This window comes from Staphylococcus sp. TE8, assembly GCF_000692055.1.
In the GTDB taxonomy this organism is placed as follows: Bacteria; Bacillota; Bacilli; order Staphylococcales; family Staphylococcaceae; genus Staphylococcus; species Staphylococcus capitis.
In genome coordinates, this window is the sequence record NZ_JMGB01000002.1 from 413,222 (window position 1) to 432,854 (window position 19,633).

14 protein-coding genes and 2 pseudogenes are annotated in these 19,633 nt (G+C 34.3%); 3 read left to right on the forward strand and 13 right to left on the reverse strand.

What is annotated here, in order from left to right:
- Positions 1-45: 45 nt before the first annotated feature.
- A pseudogene (locus CM54_RS08405) lies at positions 46-942 on the reverse strand (hypothetical protein).
- Between the two features lie 339 nt (positions 943-1,281).
- Between CM54_RS08405 and CM54_RS08410 the strand changes: the two are divergent.
- The 3 genes from CM54_RS08410 (at position 1,282) to CM54_RS08420 (ending at position 4,696) form a co-directional block, all read left to right on the forward strand.
- On the forward strand, positions 1,282-1,869 hold the full coding sequence (locus tag CM54_RS08410; protein WP_023351068.1) for a hypothetical protein: 588 nt from the start codon (positions 1,282-1,284) through the stop codon (positions 1,867-1,869).
- 218 nt (positions 1,870-2,087) lie between these two features.
- Positions 2,088-3,449 carry an FAD-dependent oxidoreductase gene (locus CM54_RS08415; RefSeq protein ID WP_030059068.1) on the forward strand — a complete coding sequence of 454 codons (1,362 nt, stop codon included), beginning with the start codon at positions 2,088-2,090 and terminating at the stop codon, positions 3,447-3,449.
- Positions 3,450-3,805: 356 nt separating this feature from the next.
- Positions 3,806-4,696, forward strand: a complete 891-nt coding sequence (locus CM54_RS08420) for a fructose bisphosphate aldolase (protein ID WP_037550609.1) — start codon at positions 3,806-3,808, stop codon at positions 4,694-4,696.
- A 211-nt stretch (positions 4,697-4,907) separates the two neighbouring features.
- On the opposite strand, the pseudogene CM54_RS08425 reads toward CM54_RS08420, so the two are convergent.
- From CM54_RS08425 to CM54_RS08480, 12 genes and pseudogenes are all read right to left on the reverse strand, one after another.
- A pseudogene (locus CM54_RS08425) lies at positions 4,908-6,092 on the reverse strand (FAD-dependent oxidoreductase).
- A gap of 23 nt (positions 6,093-6,115) precedes the next feature.
- Positions 6,116-6,670 carry a PadR family transcriptional regulator gene (locus tag CM54_RS08430; protein ID WP_002432898.1) on the reverse strand — a complete coding sequence of 185 codons (555 nt, stop codon included), beginning with the start codon at positions 6,668-6,670 and terminating at the stop codon, positions 6,116-6,118.
- A gap of 157 nt (positions 6,671-6,827) precedes the next feature.
- A complete protein-coding gene (locus CM54_RS08435; protein WP_030059064.1) occupies positions 6,828-7,688 on the reverse strand; it encodes a class I SAM-dependent methyltransferase in 861 nt (286 codons plus the stop codon).
- Positions 7,689-7,842: 154 nt separating this feature from the next.
- The gene (gene lqo, locus CM54_RS08440) at positions 7,843-9,348 is read right to left on the reverse strand and encodes an L-lactate dehydrogenase (quinone) (protein ID WP_002432748.1); all 1,506 of its coding nucleotides are present in this window, start codon (positions 9,346-9,348) and stop codon (positions 7,843-7,845) included.
- Between the two features lie 346 nt (positions 9,349-9,694).
- Positions 9,695-10,516 carry a pyruvate, water dikinase regulatory protein gene (locus CM54_RS08445; RefSeq protein ID WP_002432738.1) on the reverse strand — a complete coding sequence of 274 codons (822 nt, stop codon included), beginning with the start codon at positions 10,514-10,516 and terminating at the stop codon, positions 9,695-9,697.
- Position 10,517: 1 nt separating this feature from the next.
- On the reverse strand, positions 10,518-13,145 hold the full coding sequence (gene ppdK / locus CM54_RS08450; RefSeq protein WP_037550613.1) for a pyruvate, phosphate dikinase: 2,628 nt from the start codon (positions 13,143-13,145) through the stop codon (positions 10,518-10,520).
- Positions 13,146-13,384: 239 nt separating this feature from the next.
- Complete coding sequence (mbcS, locus tag CM54_RS08455) at positions 13,385-14,971, reverse strand: acyl-CoA synthetase MbcS (protein WP_030059171.1); 1,587 nt, start codon at positions 14,969-14,971, stop codon at positions 13,385-13,387.
- Between the two features lie 271 nt (positions 14,972-15,242).
- Positions 15,243-15,608: a hypothetical protein gene (locus CM54_RS12925; protein WP_030059172.1), complete on the reverse strand. Its 366-nt coding sequence runs from the start codon at positions 15,606-15,608 to the stop codon at positions 15,243-15,245.
- A 434-nt stretch (positions 15,609-16,042) separates the two neighbouring features.
- Entirely contained in the window at positions 16,043-16,513 is a 471-nt protein-coding gene (locus CM54_RS08465) for an antibiotic biosynthesis monooxygenase family protein (protein WP_030059173.1), read from the reverse strand.
- A 35-nt stretch (positions 16,514-16,548) separates the two neighbouring features.
- Positions 16,549-16,761 (reverse strand): sterile alpha motif-like domain-containing protein, encoded by a 213-nt coding sequence (locus tag CM54_RS08470; RefSeq protein ID WP_023351057.1) that lies wholly within the window; start codon positions 16,759-16,761, stop codon positions 16,549-16,551.
- Between the two features lie 151 nt (positions 16,762-16,912).
- Positions 16,913-18,295 (reverse strand): MFS transporter, encoded by a 1,383-nt coding sequence (locus CM54_RS08475; protein WP_037550617.1) that lies wholly within the window; start codon positions 18,293-18,295, stop codon positions 16,913-16,915.
- Between the two features lie 18 nt (positions 18,296-18,313).
- Entirely contained in the window at positions 18,314-19,489 is a 1,176-nt protein-coding gene (locus CM54_RS08480) for a M20 family metallopeptidase (protein WP_037550620.1), read from the reverse strand.
- Positions 19,490-19,633: the final 144 nt, after the last annotated feature.

Here is a 19,633-nt window from a genome sequence, read left to right on the forward strand (position 1 = left end):
TAAAAGGCCCAGAAGCTATTTGTTCTGGACCTTTCTTACTATTTATTATTCCTCATCACCATGTTTATCATACTTAGTAACAATGCCATCTTGATCTAAAATGTAAGAGCCTGCGAGTTCCCCATCTTTATCTGTAAATGAGAATCCCCAATTGCCATCACTGTCTTCTTCAGGCTCTTTGTAAGTATATGTGTCAGTATCTAATTTGTGTCCTTCATAATCTTCCACCAAATCGATTACATTACTTCGTGTCACTGTAGTACTATCTGAACTATTATCATCATCTGAATCTGAACTTGATTGAGTATCGATTGGATCTCCATAACTTGCAGGTTCTGATGACATTAATGCACTTATTTTATTAATTTCACTATCACTTGCGTCATATAATTTTACAGTTGAAGCTTTGTCTAGTACACGTTGTGATTCTTTCTTGCCATATTCATCACCGTAAATCGGACCGTTAAATTGTGATGGCACGGGATAAATCGTTATCGTACCGTCTCCATTATTTTTATAATAGACTGACCCAGCAGCATGAACGCTTGCAGTCAAAATTTCAGTTCATTCTGGAAATTTTACAGAAACATCAGGTAAATAAGGATCAATTAATTTACCTGAAACATCCCCATGTTTAATATCTAAATCGTCAAATTTTATATCACTGTTTCCCCTATAGCTTTCTAATGCCGTTAACCATACTTTCGCATAATAAGTATTTGAATGCGTATTCTCCTGATTAGCGTCCTCTTGACTCTTGTCATTAGAACTTTGACTTGATGCATGATTTGAATTATTATTTTTAGAATTTTTATTACTTTTAGATGACTGAGATTTATCGTCTGAAAGATTTGAACTTCCTTTATTGTCATTACTTTGCCCCGTACTACAACTTGCTAATAATAAAGATGTCACTAGACATGCACTCACCATTTTTTTCATACCTATTAATCCCCTTTTTTCTGAAAATGAATAGCTTGATGCTTAATACATATAAACTACTATATAAATTAATTATATAGTGTATGTAAACTAAAGTGTATAGTTATTTTAAAATTACATATCACATGTTGATTGCACTCTATCGAAGACATTTTATGAATAAATTGATAAGTAAATATGAACAAATCGTGAGGATATATTAACTTCTTTAACTTATCTTAAAGTTTCAATAATGTTTCTTTTAAACCGGTATGATTATTTTATTCAGGTGGTACACTAAAAGCGTAGAAAACATTATTTCAAATTCTAAATTCTCAAATTCGAAATGGGGTTATCATTGTGAACAAGGTTTCTCTTATTGCAACAACTGTAATAACTGGGGCAGTATTATTTACGACTGCAAATGTTTCTGAAGCAAAAGCGGATGAAGTAACTGCAAATAATGCAAAAGACGTAGCACAACAAGCTATGAAAAACAGCGGTGGCAATCCCAACTTACAGAATTTCAATGCCGTAAAAGATAAAGGGGACTACTACGAAATCGGTATTAATAATAAATCTGGTGCAGGTGTGGGTACTTATAAAGTTTATAAAGATGGTGAGGTTCAATATAAAAGTGGAAACTTTGGTAATTATAGCACTTTGAATAGCGAAGATTGTTATACTGGCCAAGATATCACAACAAAACCTTATAAAGAACCTAAACACGTGGCCAAAAAAGAAGTAGCCGTTGATTCTACTAGAGAACTTAATTCATTCTATGTAGGAGACGTAAAATCTTCTGATTTACCAAAGCATTCTAAATCTTCACTTCCTGAAACAGGTCATAATGACACACATGTAGGGATGGATTTAATCGCTGGTACGTCACTTCTAGCAGGCGGATTATTAATTGGCGGACGCAAACGTAGAGAAAAAACTTCATAATCTAATAAATTTAAATTTTATTGATAGAGGGTCATATGATAGTGTTTCATCACTATGGTATGGCCCTTTTTTGACGATTTTTTGAAATCCAACATTATAGCAATGATAAATTGAATAATCGATAATTAAAACGGAAATAATAATAATGTAAACATTAATTCTAATAATGCTTACGCATTTTACTATAGATTAACAAAGTCTTAAGGAGGAATTTAATCATGAAATATGTAGTCGTTGGTACATCACATGCTGGTTATGAAGTGATTGAAACACTTTTAAAAGAAGATTCAAATGCTGAAATTCATGTATTTGAAAGTGGAGATAAACCTTCATTCTTATCTTGTGGTATTCAAAGCTATTTAGAAGATGTTTCACCGTCATTAGATTCATTACACTATGCTTCTAAAGCTTCTTATAAAGAACAAGGAGTTAACATCCATGTAAACAGTACTGTTACTGACTTAAATACAGATAAAAAAATGATAACTGTAGAACAAAATGGACAATCTAATGAAGTAACGTATGACAAATTGTTCTTAAGTCCTGGCGGTAAACCAGTTACTCCTCCAATTGACGGCATTGATCAGTATAATAACGTACTATTTATGCGTGGTCGTGAATGGGCAGATCAAATTAAGCAACGCATGCCTCAAGCTAAAAAAGCGGTTGTCGTAGGTGGTGGCTATATTGGTATCGAAGCTGCCGAAGCCTTCGCTAAAGCAGGTATTGAAACAACGATAGTTGACATTGCAGATAGAATTTTAAATACGTATTTAGATCAAGAATTCACTGACATTTTACAACAAAATTCAGAAAAACATGGTCTTTACTTCAAAGGCGGTGAAACCGTTCAATCATTAACTGGTGATGACAATGGAAACGTAACAAAAGTTGTAACCGATAAAAATGAATATGAAGCAGATACTGTTTTATTCGCAGTCGGTGTTACACCTGCAACTGAATGGTTAGATGGCAAAATTGAATTAGGCGAAAAAGGTATTATCAATATTGACCATCAACAACAAACTTCTGCTAAAGATGTATATGCCGGTGGCGACGCAACACTTGTACCATTCGCTCCAGTTGAAGAAGATCGTTACATTGCTTTAGCGACAAACTCTCGTCGTCAAGGTGTCGTAGCAGCAAAAAATATGACTGGTAAAAATATGACTATGCCAAGAGTATCCGGAACATCTGGATTGCAATTATTTGATTATAAATTTGGACAAACTGGTGTACACGGTACAGAAGCTGATAGTTATGATGGCAATTTAGGTCAAAAATATGTTGAAGAACTGATCCATCCAAAATTCATGCAAGACGAAACTACAATTCACATGAAAATCATTTACGATGAAGATAGTCATCAAATTTTAGGTGGACAAGTCATGTCTACAGAAGATGTTACAGCTTCTATCAATACAATTTCTATGGCGATATCAGCAGGATATACACTAGAACAATTAGCCGTACAAGATTTCTTCTTCCAACCTGACTACGATCGTCCATGGAATTACCTCAACGTGCTTGCTCAACAAGCGCTTGGTGATACGTTCGGTAGTGACAAAATGCTATTCTAAACTGATTTAGGTTGCATATATCAATACTCAGTGTGAAAAGTACACAAAACTTTTGCACTGAGTTTTTTATATTCATGGTATAGGTTTCTTAAAGTTTCAGAGCGATGTAAGGAATATTCTTAAAAACATTTGAGCTATATGAAGACCTTATGTACCCTATGAAATTTTCACTTCAACTTGATAAGAAATAAGCCTTATACTTTTACATTGTCAGCAATATAATTCTAATTTACGTCAAATTTATGACTTAATACAATATTCAGAATACTTTTACACATTTTTCGAGTTGAAAAGCTTGAGATAAAAAATATTTTTTATCATACTATAAATGAAAGTTAAGTTAAGGAGTGGAAAGTATGAATAAAGAACAATTAGAAAAAATGACTAATGGCAAAGGATTTATCGCAGCATTAGACCAAAGTGGCGGTAGTACTCCTAAAGCGCTTAAAGAATATGGCATTAATGAAGACCAATATAGCAATGAAGATGAGATGTTCCAACTTGTACATGATATGCGTACTCGCGTAGTAACTTCACCATCATTTTCACCTGATAAAATCTTAGGTGCAATTCTATTCGAACAAACAATGGATCGTGAAGTAGAAGGTAAATATACTGGTGATTACTTAGCTGACAAAGGTATTGTACCTTTCTTAAAAGTCGATAAAGGTTTAGCTGAACAACAAAATGGTGTTCAATTAATGAAACCTATCAATGACTTAGACGAAACATTAGACCGTGCAAATGAACGTCATATCTTTGGTACTAAAATGCGTTCTAATATCTTAGAATTAAATGAACAAGGTATCAAAGACGTTGTTGAACAACAATTCGAATTTGCTAAAAAAATCATTGCTAAAGGGTTAGTACCAATCATCGAACCAGAAGTAAACATTAATGCAAAAGACAAAGCTGAAATTGAAAAAGTATTAAAAGCTGAAATCAAAAAAGGCTTAGACGCATTAAATGATGATCAATTAGTAATGTTAAAATTAACTATTCCTACTGAAGCTAACTTATACAAAGAATTAGCTGACCATCCTAACGTTGTACGTGTCGTTGTATTATCTGGCGGTTATAGCAGAGACGAAGCTAACAAATTATTAAAAGACAACGATGAATTAATCGCAAGCTTCTCACGTGCATTAGCAAGCGACTTACGCGCTAGCCAAGCTCAAGAAGAATTCGATAAAGCGTTAGGCGACGCAGTAGATTCAATCTATGACGCATCAGTAAATAAAAATTAAGGTGCGGAAGTGAGCGCTTAGGTTTTGAGCAGAACCGAAAAGCGAGCAAAACTGTTTTGTAGTTTTGACGAGACTTTGAGAGTTTCTGCCGAAAAACCTGCTCACTGAAGCCCGTCTATCATTCCGGTTATGCAACATTATCTTGCTTAACCTAATATAAAATGCCGTGTGGTAATCTATTTGACCACACGGCATTTCTTTATACTTTTTATTATTTATTATCTAATTTTTGTGCTTGATGCTCTTCAAACAATTCACCAATGTGATTAAAGAAATCGCCAAATTTTTGAGCAGCGTCATCACCAAACATTTCTTCTAAATTAGCTTGAGACTCACTTGCACTCTGTTCTGAAGCTTCATACATAGATGCTTCATATTCTTTCAACGCATCTTGTAAATTATTATTCTCTTTAAGTGCTTTCGCTAATAAATATGCATCGTAGAATGCCATATTAACACCCTCGCCTGCAAATGGACTCATTAAATGCGCTGCATCTCCGATTAAAGTGAGATTAGATTGATTCTCCCACTTAAACCCTATAGGCAATTTGTAAATTCGACGTAAGAGTACATCATCACCAGCATATTCAATATATTTTTTTAAATCTTCGTCCCAGTCCGAGAAATCTTATAACAACTGTTCTTTAATTTCTGACTTACTCATTCCTTTAAATTTTTCAAATTCCTCATAATCCATTTGATAAGACATATATACTTTAATTCTTCCATTGCCATTCACTTGACCAAGAATTGCTTTATGGTCACCAAATGCCATCATTTTCCCATTTTTATTAAACGCTGCTAAATCAGGATATTGATTGTATGCATCTTCTACATTTAGTTCAACCATTGAAATACCATTATATTCTACGTCCACATTTGCTAAATAAGGTCTCACTTTTGAAAATGCTCCATCAGCCCCAACTACAAAGTCAAACTCAGCTGTATCTCCCTCAACAAATGAGACTTCAACTTGTCCATTGTCTAAGCGACGAAGTGATTCGAACGCTTTACCATATATTACTGTGCCTTCACTTAATTGTTCACTGATGATATCACATAGTTCACCACGATCAATTTCTGGACGTCCTCCCTCAACTTCAGGATCGGCTGTTTCTTCATAATAAACCTTACCATTTTTATCTAAAACGCGAGTATCTTCACCCTCAAAACGAGCAAGCTCTCTAAATCGATCAATAATACCTGTTTCTTTTAATGGTAACTGGCCACTCTCCTCATGAATATCTAAGGAACCTCCACGGTCTCGATTTACATCTAACCCAGCTTTCTCAAAAATTGACACTTCAAATCCTTGTTGTTGCAAAAGAAGTCCTAGCATTAATCCACCAGGTCCTCCTCCAATAATACCTACGCTTTTAACATCTTTTATATTCATTTGAACTCCCCCACTATCTATTTTTATTTAGAAAATTGTTCCAAACGTGCTTTTGTTTCTTCTACAAATTGGTCAAACTCTTTTTTCAATTCTTCATCTTGTAGTGCTTGCTGACTCGCTTTCATAAATCCTTGGAACACCTCATGTAATTGTTCTCTTGATGCTTTTAATTGCTCAAAGTCTATATTTTGAAACTGTTCCATTCGTTGTGTAAATTCATCATTATTAATATTCTCCTCTAAGAACTTCTCACCTTCTTCAGTGATTGAGTACACTTTCTTTTTACCATCTTTAGAGATTGATACAAATTCTCTATCTTCTAACATTTGTAAGATAGGATAAACAGATCCAGGACTAGGTGAATAGAAGCCTTTAAAACGTTCTTCTAAATCTTTAATAATTTGATATCCATGACGTGATTCTTCCTTCAACATTTTAAGAATGACAAATTGTAAATTGCCTTTCTTGAAAAAGCGGTCACGACCGCCGCCTCTCGGACCACCAAATCCTCTGCCAAAATCAAATCCTTCAAATCGCTCCATTCTTTGTCTTATCATTTCAGGTCTTCTTCTGAACATTTAAATCACCTTTCTTTATTTGTTATTTCGATATATCAATATCCTAAGCGATATATCGAAATATGTCAACGATATATCGTAATAATTTTTCGAAAAATAAATACCATTTTAACAAATACTGTTAAAACGGCATTTAGAAGTCGTACCTTCAATACATTTAGTCTTGTAATGTGATAAGTACTTTCCCAAACTTACCACCTGTAACTACGGGTACATGATCGCCATATTTATCTCGTAAATATTGTTCAATACTCTCTTTTTGTTGCGCATTCATTTCAATTTCCACTTCTTTTAACCAAGAACGTAATTGACGCATGACTTCATCTACACTTTTTTCAGCATGTTGTGTATGACGCTCAATTAAGGTTTCATACGTATAGTTATTGCAATAAAGTAGCTGCAATAAATAATATAAATCAGCAGTCATCGGCGAAGGTTCTAATTCAAGAAAAGCAACGACCTCATCCACGATTGAGTTTTCTTTAGGTCCTGCTATTAAGCTGACATAAACATATTGATGAGCTATATCTATAGCTTTTTCCACGGCTTCCCATGTTGTTACTGCAGGACACATTGATGCAAAGACTAAATCGAATTTTTTAATCTCTGTCGTTTCAATATTTTCAAATGATTCATTAATTGTTTCAATCTCTACACCATAATGTTGCGCATTATCTTTTAACATACCGTGCAATATGGATGAGGGTTCAAGACTAGTAACTTTAGCGCTTTCTTTTGAGAACGGTATACTAAACACTCCTGAAGCAGCACCAACATCCAGTATACTTAGGTTTTCAAATCCTCCTGTTTGATTCTGAATCCATGACATAATTCGTTTTACTCTTTTTTGACTCTCTTCAGTAAAAGAATTTTTATTAAAATTTTCAGCCCATTTTTCAAAGCCTGGAGCATCAGGTTGACCTAAACCTGCACGTTTCATTCTTTTATCTTGTGTATTAGGATCATTGTCCCAAGCCTCTTTCCAAAACTGTTGATCAAAGATATTTTCATTTGTCATATCATCAAACTCCTTCGACTCTAACTTTGACTCCATTGTATCTCTTACCTTTATTTATTAAAATTAATTAATATTCTAGGCATGAGGTGAAATATTTGTATATAAAAAAGACGTGTGAGACATCTTTACATCTCACACGTTAAAAATATCTATTCTATTTTTTAGCTTTATCATAATAACCTAGTTCTAGGTCTTTTGAAGTTTGTTTACGGATTTTTCTCATTAATTGTTCATCATTAATTAATGATTCTCCATAAGAAGGAATCATTTCTTTAATTTTCGGTTTCCAATCAGAAGTATATTCAGGGAAATTACGTTCTAATACTTCTAATGCAACTGAAACTGAAGTAGAAGCTCCTGGTGATTCACCTAATAAAGCGATAACTGAATGATCTTCAGAGTTCACAACTTCAGTACCGAATTGAATGAAGCCTTTACCATTCTCTTCAGTATCTTTAATAACTTGTACACGCTTACCTGCTGTGTATAATTGCCAATCTTCATCACGTGCTTCAGGATAGAATGTACGTAAGTGATTCATGCAACCTTCTTTAGTCATAATCACTTGATCAATTGAATATTTAATTAATGGCACATTCTTAATTGCTGCAGCTAATAATGTTGAGATGTTATATGGCTTAACAGATCTGAATAAATCAAGGTTAGAACCAAATTTAAGGAATTTTGGTCCAATATTCGCGAATGGTCCAAATAATAATGTTCTTTCACCATCGATATAACGCGTATCTAAGTGAGGAACTGTCATAGGTGGTGTGCCAGGTGGTTCTTTACCGTATACTTTGGCATCGTGTTGTTCAATAACTTGAGGGTTAGTACAAGCAATAAACTGACCACTAATTGGGAATCCACCTAAGTGTTTACTTTCTGGAATGCCAGTTTTTTGTAGAAGTGGAATCGCTCCACCGCCGGCACCAATAAATACATAATCTGTTTGATGTTCAAATACATCACCAGTATTACGGTTTTTAATTTTAACTAACCATTTACCATTAGATAAACGTTCAAAGTCTACAACTTCATGATTGTATTGTACTTCAACGTTTGAAGAGTCATGAAGGTTTTTAGCCATTTTACGAGTAAGAGCACCGTAGTTAACGTCTGTACCTTCATCAATTTTACTAGCCGCCATAACGCCACCGTTATTTTCACGACCTTCCATCATTAACGGAATCCATTTTTTCATTTCTTCAAAGTCTTCTGTATATTCGATATTATCGAACATTGGGAAGTTTTTCATTGCTTCATAACGATCTTTTAAGAATTTCACGTTATTTTTACCACGTACGAAACTAATGTGTGGTAATGGATGAATAAACTCTCTAGGATTTTCAATTTGTCCACTTTTTACTAAGTGACCCCAGAATTGTTTAGAAATCTCAAATTGTTCGTTGATTTCTTTTGCTTTTTCGATATCAATTGAACCATCTGGTTGTTGAACTGTATAGTTCAATTCACATAACGCAGCGTGTCCTGTACCCGCATTGTTTCGTTCATTTGAACTTTCAATACCGGGACGATCTAGACGTTCATATAAATGGATATCCCATTCAGGTTCGATGCTTTTTAACATTGAACCGAATGTTGTACTAAGTACACCGGCACCAATTAATACAACGTCTTTTTTCTCAGACTTTGCCATGTTGTTCACCTCTCAAATAATTTAAAATATATTACACCAGTACATTAGAGTTGTTCTTTTATTAAATCCCAATTCACAACTCCAAAAATTAAAGAGCATCTTAAACTCTTTACTAGTTACTACACTTCTATGTTAAAGCAACAATAAGGAAATGTAAATTATTCTAACTAAGATTATTCAATTGTTTAATAATAATTTTTTTATACTAAAATATATTAATTACAAAATATTTTTTCTCTTTTAATCCGACTACAATATTGCTCTTAATGCACACCCACATCAACATGAAATAACAGCACAAAGTTAAAGTTTTCTACTTCAACCTCGTACTGTTAAAATAAGCAATTTAACGTTGCATTAAAAACTTTTCTATATAAAATGCAGATTCTTCAATAGATTTATACTCAGTATTGATGACTGTAGCATTCAATTTTTTGAAAACTTCTTCTGCATAAGAGAGTTCTTTCTTAATTCGTTCCAAACTATTATATGTAGACTCAGCAGATAACCCTAACGTTTCAGCACGATTGCGACGAATGTTTGCAATATAGTTCGGACTTGCAGTTAAGCCAAACACTTTTAGTCCCTTTTGTTGAAATACATTGTCTGGAATGGCAACTTCCGGTACTAAAGGGATGTTTGCTATTTTATAACCTTTGTTGGCTAAATACATGCTTAATGGTGTTTTAGACGTACGTGAAACTCCTACAATTAACGCATCCGCTTCACCAATATCTGTAAAATGTTTACCATCATCATATTTGACTGAGTATTCAATAGCTTCAATACGTTTGAAATATTCATCATTAAGTTTACGTAATGCGCCACTTTCCATTAAAGGTTTAGCATCTGTATGCGTTTCAATTATTCGAATTAACTCTGACATATAATCGACGTATGGAATATCATGTTCTTTCGCAAACTGATGACCTAAAGCATTAAATGATTCGCTCACTAATGTTGTCGCTACAATTGCATTTTGTTCTCGAGCAAGTTGAAGCACATTAAGAAATTCTTGTTCATCTTTAATGTACGGAAATTTCTTAATCTCAACTTGGGTCAAATCTGGGAATTGGGTTAATGTAGCATGAATCATACGTTGTGCCGTTTCCCCAATTGAATCCGAAACAATAAATAACTTTAAAACTTGATCGTTCTTCTCTTCCACCTTATCGCTCGCTTTCCTCCGCCTGACTTTGAGCAGTAGCTAATATCGCACCAGGTACTCTGAATGGCGAACATGATACATAGTCAATAGACCATTGATTAAATTGATGAATTGATTTAGCATCACCACCAAGTTCACCACATACGCCTATCTTGATCTCTGGTTTTATTTGCTTAGCTTGTTCAACCGCGTATTGAATCAATTGTCCCACACCATCTTTATCTAATGTTTGGAATGGATCAATCTGTAAAATGTTACTTTCAGTATACACGTTTATAAATTTCCCTGCATCATCTCTTGAAAAACCATAAGTTAATTGTGTTAAATCATTTGTACCGAAACTAAAGAAATCACAATGTTGTGCGAGTTGTTGCGCAATTAAACATGCTCTCGGTGTTTCGATCATTGTACCAATAAGATAATTCACATTTGTTTTTGCGTCATTTTCCAATTGAGTAATTGTTTCTGCTAAACGGCCTTTTAGAGTAATAAACTCTTCAACAGTTGAAACAAGTGGAATCATAATTTCAGGATGACACTCTATGCCCTCTTTCTTAAGTTTCAATACACTTTCAATAATCGCCTCTACTTGCATTTCGTATAACTCAGGATAAGTTATAGCTAAGCGACAACCACGGTGACCTAACATAGGATTAACTTCGTTGAGTTCAGCGATACGCTTACGTAATACATCTTTAGGAATATCAAGTTGTTCGGCAACGCTTGCGATGTCTTCATCTGAGCTTGGCAAAAATTCATGTAATGGTGGATCTAATAAGCGCACAATTGTAGGTCGGTCTTGAGAAAGTCTAAATATAGCTTCAAAATCCTCTACTTGATACGTTCTAATCTTCTCTAATGCACCAATACGTGCTTCATGGTCTGAAGCTAAAATAAATCGGCGCATCTCTATTAAACGCTCAGCTCCAAAGAACATATGCTCTGTTCTTACAAGTCCAATCCCTTTAGCACCAAAATTATATCCTGCTTTAATATCTTGAGGTGTTTCGGCATTCATTCTGACTTGTAAGCGCGCAGTTTCTTCAGACCATTCCATAAATTGTTCAAATGCTTCACTGTGTTCTGCATTGACCGTTTCAATCTCACCTACATATAAATCTCCTGTGGAACCATCTACCGAAACCACATCACCTTCATTCAATTCGCCATCTGAATAATAAACCGTTTTATTTAGAGTATCGATTTCAACATCTGAACAACCTGTAACACAACATTTACCCATCCCTCTTGCCACAACTGCTGCATGAGATGTCATACCTCCATGAGTTGTAACGATAGCTTCACTAGCAATCATACCTTCAATATCTTCTGGGGACGTTTCCGGACGCATCAGAACTACACGATGACCTTTTTCAGCTTGTTCTTTCGCATCTTCAGCTGAGAAGACGACTTGGCCTGTTGCTGCACCTGGACTTGCAGGTAACCCTAATTTCGAAATAACAGTTGCTTGCTCTAAGGCTTCTTCCTTAAAATTAGGATGCAATAATTGATCGATTGATTTTACATCCACATTCGCTACTGCCTCTTTGCGAGTGATTAAACCTTCATTAACCATATCCACAGCAATTTCAATGGCAGCTCTTGCCGTACGTTTCCCATTACGTGTTTGAAGTAAATAAAGCTTGCCGTTTTCAATCGTAAATTCGATATCTTGCATGTCTTTATAGTGTGTTTCAAGTTGCTTTGTCACTTCAACAAATTCTTGATGAACCTCTGGCATTTGCGCCTTTAATGTATCAATATCTTGTGGTGTTCTAATTCCTGCTACAACGTCTTCACCTTGCGCATTAAGTAAGTACTCTCCAAATAATTGGTTATCACCAGTAACTGGGTTTCTGGTAAACGCAACACCTGTACCACTCTGTTCTCCACTATTACCAAATACCATTTCTTGCACATTGACTGCAGTTCCAATATCATGCGGAATATCATTTAATTCTCTATATACACGCGCTCGATCGTTATCCCAAGATTTGAATACCGCTTCAATCGCTTCCTCTAATTGCTTTAATGGTTCTTGAGGAAATGGCTTATATACCTCTTCTCGGTAAATCTCTTTAAACCTTTCACATATCGTTTGCAAGCCGTCAGCAGGTATATCCGCATCGTTCTTGTAATTATGTTTATTTTTGAAATCATCAAAATATGTATCAAATGCCATCATAGGGATACCATAAACGACTTCACCAAACATTTGTAATAAACGTCGATAACAGTCATAGGCGAAGCGTGCATCATTTGTTTTATCAGCAAGTTTCTTCACGTTGTCATCGTTCAAACCTAAATTAAGGATAGTATCCATCATTCCAGGCATAGAAATTTTTGCGCCACTACGCACTGAAACTAATAATAAATCTTCGTCAGAGGAGAATGATTTTCCTGTTCTTTCTGAAAAGGACGTTAAGTGATGTATCAATTGTGTTTTAACTTCTGTTGGCAATTGTTCATTTTGTTTTAAGTAATCAATACATGCCTCGGTTGTAATTGTAAATCCATCAGGTACCGGTAAACCTAAACGTTTCATCTCAGACAGGTTAGCACCTTTCCCACCTAATAAATCTTTCATTGAAATGCGTCCTTCGTCAAATGCATAAATATATTGTGTCATCATAGACCACCTCTTCTTTTAATATGTCATACTAATCATTTTTGAGTATGTCATATTAAAAGAATAATTACAACTATTTTTATGAAAAGGATTTCATAAAAATTACGATTACGTGAATAAAAGCCTTTAAAACAACATTAGTGAAAATATAAATATGTTATACACAAAAAACTGTCGACTCAGTTTAATACTGAATCGACAGTTTAATACATAATTATAACTTTATAGTACGAATTAAATTAATCTTGGTTATTGTATTTTGCAATTTCCGCATCACGCAGTTCGACACGGCGAATTTTACCAGAATTTGTTTTTGGTAAATCATCGACAAATTCTATTGCTCTAGGATATTTGTAAGGGGCCACTTCATTTTTACAGAATGTCTGAAGTTCTTTAACTAGTTCATCATTGCCTTCATAGTTATTTTGTAAAATGATAAAGGCTTTAACAATATTACCACGAATCTCGTGAGGACTAGCAACCACTGCACATTCCTTAACAGCAGGATGATTCGTCAATGCGTCCTCTACTTCAAATGGACCGATTGTATAGCCAGAGCTGATAATAATATCATCACGACGTCCTTCAAACCAGAAATAGCCATCTTCATCTTTATGCGCTAAATCTCCTGTGACATAATAATCACCTGCTGAAGCCGCTTTCGTACGTTCCTCATCTTTATAATATCCTTTAAATAATGCAGGCAAATCTAATGGCACAGCGATATTACCTTTAGTTTGAGGTGGAACTTCATTACCATCATCATCAATAATTGTGACAAAACTACCTGGAATGCCTTTACCCATAGACCCCGTACGTGGTTCTGTATCTTTAAGAAAACCGATAAGCAATGTACTTTCAGTCTGACCATAACCATCTCTTACTGTAAGATTAAAGTTGTTCTTAAATTGCTCTACAACTTCACGATTAAGTGGCTCGCCTGCTGAAACCGCACTGTGTAGATGTTCTAAATGATAGTCATTTAGATTACTTAATTTTGCCATCATACGATATTCAGTCGGCGTACAACATAATACATTAATTTGATAATCTTGTAATAATTCAAGATACGTTTCTGGTTGGAAACGTCCATTATATACAAAGGCTGTTGCGCCAGTTCCTAGTATTGATAAGAACGGACTCCATACCCACTTTTGCCAACCTGGAGCAGCCGTTGCCCACACAAGATCATCTTCTTTGATACATAGCCAATGTTTCGGTGCCATTTGTAAGTGCGCATATCCCCAGCCGTGAGAATGTGTAACAGCTTTAGGATTACCAGTAGTTCCCGAAGTATATGAAAGAATTGCTAAATCATCACGTGTCGTTTCAGCACTTTCAAGTTCATTACTTTCGTTAGCTTTTTCATCTTCAATAGAAATCCAACCATCTTGATGACCAGCAATAATGAATTTAGTAAGTTCCTCGTATTCTTTAACGCCTTCAAATTCTTTAGTTAATGTGTGAAATGCAATCACTGCATCAATTTCACCATGTGTAATTCGATATTGTAAATCTTTTGTACGTAACATTTCTGAGCTTGGTATAATTGCGATACCCAATTTTAACGCAGCGATGTATAATTCGTATGTGGCGATAGCGCGTGGCATCATGATTAATACTTTGTCACCTTTTTTAAGACCATGTTTTAAAAAGACATTCCCTACTTTATTTGCATTTTGCAATAGCTCTTCATAACTTACTGAAATATTATCATGTTCGTTATCTTTATAAATAATCGCTTTTTTAGATGAATCTGAAGCGTATTTTTCAATTTCAGAAATAATATTATATTTCTCTGGAGCAAGTAAATCTGATTTGTTCATAACTGTACTTCCTTTCAATTCACATTCATACTCATACTATCAGAACTTAAAGTCCATTCAAATGGATTAAACTTATATTATAGTAATTTTCTGAATTTTTAGTATTATTGGGGTTGTATTGATAATTGTTCTTGTATTACTTATTAGAGCACTGTATATGCGTAAGGAATATGATGAACAGAATCAGAAACAGTTACTTATAAGTCACTTTTAAAAATAATCCTTACGCGGTTAGGCATTAAACTAGCCTTTTGTGTCTATATTGATACAATCACTTATTTAGAGAAGAGAAACTATAGATAACTAAATAGATAATTATAATGACTATGACATGAATGGCTCCTAGAAATATTGCAAAACCATCTGTCGAAAATGGGGTGAAATAACCTGATGAATTATAAACATTCATAAATAAATGAACACATATCCAAGAGAGAAATATCCCAATGACCCTACATATTACAATGCCTATGTTATTTTTTATACCAGTTTTAAAAATAGATAAACTCACTAAGAGCGCGACAATCACAAATGGAATATAACCTATTAGTGACCCCGTATGATAATCAATATTTAGGCCGATAAACTCTATTGGAATTAAGGAACAAATTATCGTAATGAGTTTGAAAAAATTCATTTTAGATTCGTGCTCTCCTAACTATTTAAATTTGTCTATTTTTCAATATTTAATCGTATTTGGAAATCGTTAATCGACTTTATAACTATTAAAGTTGAGAAATGTCATATTGTCAAAATGATACAGTGACCTCAAAACCTTCTATTCTAATTATGAGTGAGGGGCACGTTTACCAATTTAAACTTGTAAAAGCAGTTTAGAATTAAATGCCTATAAATAAGAAGGCTAAGACACAAATGATTGTCTTAGCCTTAATTAACATATTAGCAATGGATGACTATTTTAAAACTGCGCTTACATCAATTTTCTACAATTCTAAACATTTTTATTGGTGGACTCCCAAATCAAAAATTATTTTAAAGATTTCAACAAGCTATGTAAGTTGGATGCGGGACAATAGAATTATATTTCTGCCCTTCTCTCCACCTATTTACCTATATGACGCTTTCAAAATCTATATGATGATGAAGTTTTTCAAGTTCAATTCTAACATTATATGATAAATCGCGATTAACAATGCGATGATCCACACCTTTTGATGTTCCACGTTTCTTATGTGTTTCTGCGTACTCAGCAGAATTCTGCCAATCATAAAATGCTTGTCGATCTTCCCATAAAGTTACGATTATATAATGTCGACCTACAGTTTTAGGTCTTAAAAATCTCAACGCTCTAAATCCTGGTACATTTTCTAAGTGTTTGTTTCTTTGTAAAAACTTTTGTTCAAAAGCTTCTTCGTTTCCTTCATTAACAAAAAGATGATTTAACACGCAAAATGCGTCGTTCGATAGTGTATTTATAGATTCTAGCACTTCGTAATATTGTTTATCATTATTTTTCTCTATCATAAAAGAATGATCAGTTTCTTCTATAATATATGCCTTGTATGCATCATTGATTAACATATATAATTCCTTCATTTCACTTCAATTTATAAGTATTACATCCTACTTTGTTCATAAAGGGATAATGAGCGTTTAACAATTTCTATGAGTTCATGATCGAAATCTTTAAGTTCATTGAAATAATTGAGTATATTATCAGCTACAGTCTCTTCAATTGGAAAATGAGCATCTTGGTTAATCCACGCCGCTAACTCTCCCAATGGCGTTTGATCTCCCACAAAGTTCTGAATAAATTCATAGAAACTCACGCTAACACCCCTTTTTTCGTAATATAAATTTATACTATCACGAAATGACTCATAAAACATCATATCAAAGAATATTCAGTGAAATTTATTTGCATTTTCAAAAAGAAAACTCTTTAAAACGTTTGTTTAATTTAAAGAAAATAGACGATTCTTATGAGGTCTTTTTAGTATTAGGAAGTGTGAGCCATACAATAAAGTATGCAGTGAAAGCAATCATTGTATTAAACCATAGCCCCATCATTGCTCCTAATTTTGGATCAAATAATGTTGAAAATATGCTATAAATTGAACCTGAAATGGCCACACCAAAAGCGCCACCTATTGAAGAAGCCATTTTATAAATACCTGAGGCGACGCCTACCTTTTCCTCTGGAGAATGAGAAATGGCTGTATCAGTCGAAGGCGTTGCAAATAAACCTAAACCTAATCCAAATAATAAAAATCCTATCACGCATAAAGTGATATACACTGGAATAGGTAAAAACGTAATCGACATTAAGAATATTCCCACTGTTGTCGACATCGTACCAATTAGCATAGGTTTTCTAGGACCAAACTCTTGTAAGATTTTCTCTCCTACTCGAATCATTGTTAATACTGCAATCAAATACGTGAGTGACAACAAACCTGTTTCAAATGAACTTAAACCTATACCTTGTTGGACAAACGTATTCGTTATGAGAAGCGTACCAGCAACTGTATTAATTAAAAAATTAGCAAATGTCGCACTCGTATAGAATCGATTACGAAATAAAGCAAAATCGATGAGTGGATAGCGTTTTCTATTTTCAAGGATGATAAATAATATTGTAGATAACACAAATGCAACAAATAATGACAAAATCGCTACGGAAAATAAACCTAAATGTGCAGCTTGTGTAATCATAATATTTAGACTGAGCATCATTACAACTAGTAAAATAAGACCCACAATATCAAACTGTCTTGATGATGCATGTTGATTCTTAGATTCTGGCGTACCTTTAATTAAAAGTACTGCAATGAGGGAGACGATAATTGAAAAGACAAATATCCATCTCCAACTTAAGAATGTAGCTATCATCCCTCCAAATAAAGATGCGAAACCAGAACCTCCCCAGGAGCCTATAGACCAGAAGCTGAGCGCACGCTGACGTTTGTCACCATGATAGTATGCTTTAATTAATGATAGTGTCGCAGGCATAATCAATGCAGCAGAAAGACCTTGAATTGCACGTCCCATCAATAATAACGGAATGTAGTCAGAAACGATAATAAGTAATGAGCCAAAAATATTTAACCATAGTCCAATTATCGTTAAACGTACACGTCCAAAATAATCTGCCAAACTGCCCACTCCAACTACAAACATGCCACAAAATAGAGCTGTTAGACTTACCGCAATGCTTATTGTACTTAAATAACTGCCAAATGACGTTTGTAAATTTGGAATTACATTGATTAAAGAATTAGCAAATAACCAAAATGTGATGACTGCTAATACGATTCCTATTAAAAGTTTACGAGTCCCTATGTATTCATGTTGCTGATTCATTGATGATTAAATCTCCTTTTAAGTTAAATAATCTAAAACAACAGTGCCCACTGCTTCAGCAGCAACAAGCATTGATGATTCATTAATATTAAATTTAGGATGGTGGTGAGGGTAAATATCACCATCTTCAGGTGCAGCACCTGAATAAATAAATGTACTTGGTAATTCAGTAGCATAAAATGCAAAATCTTCTGATGGTGGCTGAGGTTCACATATCTCAACACCTTTAATATCATCAATTTGTGCATTTTTGATTGTTTCTGCGACATATGAAGTGAATTCTGGATCATTATATAACGCAGGATAATCCTTTTTGAACTCGAATTCACATGTTACTCCAAATGTTTCCTCTATACCTTTAACAATTCTAGTTAATTCTTGTTGAATTGTATCTCTAGTCTGGTCAGTTAGAGCACGAACGTCTCCTTCTATTTCAATTTGATCTTTAATCACATTGAATTGACCTTTACCATCAAACGAACCTATAGTGACTACACCCGTTTCAAATGGGTTCAGACGTCTTGATACTACTGTTTGAGCAGTAGTGACAAAGTTGGAACCAGCCACAATTGCATCATTAGCCATGTGAGGTGATGAACCATGACCACCTTTACCTTGTACAACTAGTTTAAAATAAGCACGACCTGTTTGAACATAGCCTTCTTTGTAAAAGACTTTACCTGCTTCCATCGTACTCATAACATGCGCACCTAATACATGATCCACACCATCAAGCACACCATCTTTAATCATACCTTGGGCCCCACCTGGCGGCATTTCTTCTGCAGGTTGATGAATGATAACGACTTTACCTTTGAATTGTTCTTTCATTTCTATCAATGTTTCTCCGAGAATAAGCATATATGCTGTATGCGCATCATGGCCACACGCATGCATAACGCCTTTATTTTTTGAAGCAAATGACAGTCCAGTTTGTTCTTCAATAGGTAATGCGTCAAAATCTGCACGAATCGCAATCGTCTTACCTGATTTCCCACTATCAATTGTTACTTTAACACCATTGGGTCCTACATTCGTTTCAACGTCACAATCTTTCTCTTTATAAAAATCGGCAATGTATTGAGGCGTTTCAGTTTCATGAAAAGAAAGTTCAGGATGTTCTTGAAGATATCGTCTGATTTCAATCATTTTACTTTCTTTCTCACGTAAACGTTTAATTAATTCTTGATTCATTTATATCCTCTCCTCAATTCAATTATAGAACTTAATCGTCAAGGAATGTTGCACAGTGTCTTTTTACTATATTTTTTATTTATGATATTAACAACTACAATATTATACTTTTTGAAAATTAATAGAAAATGAATTACCAAAACA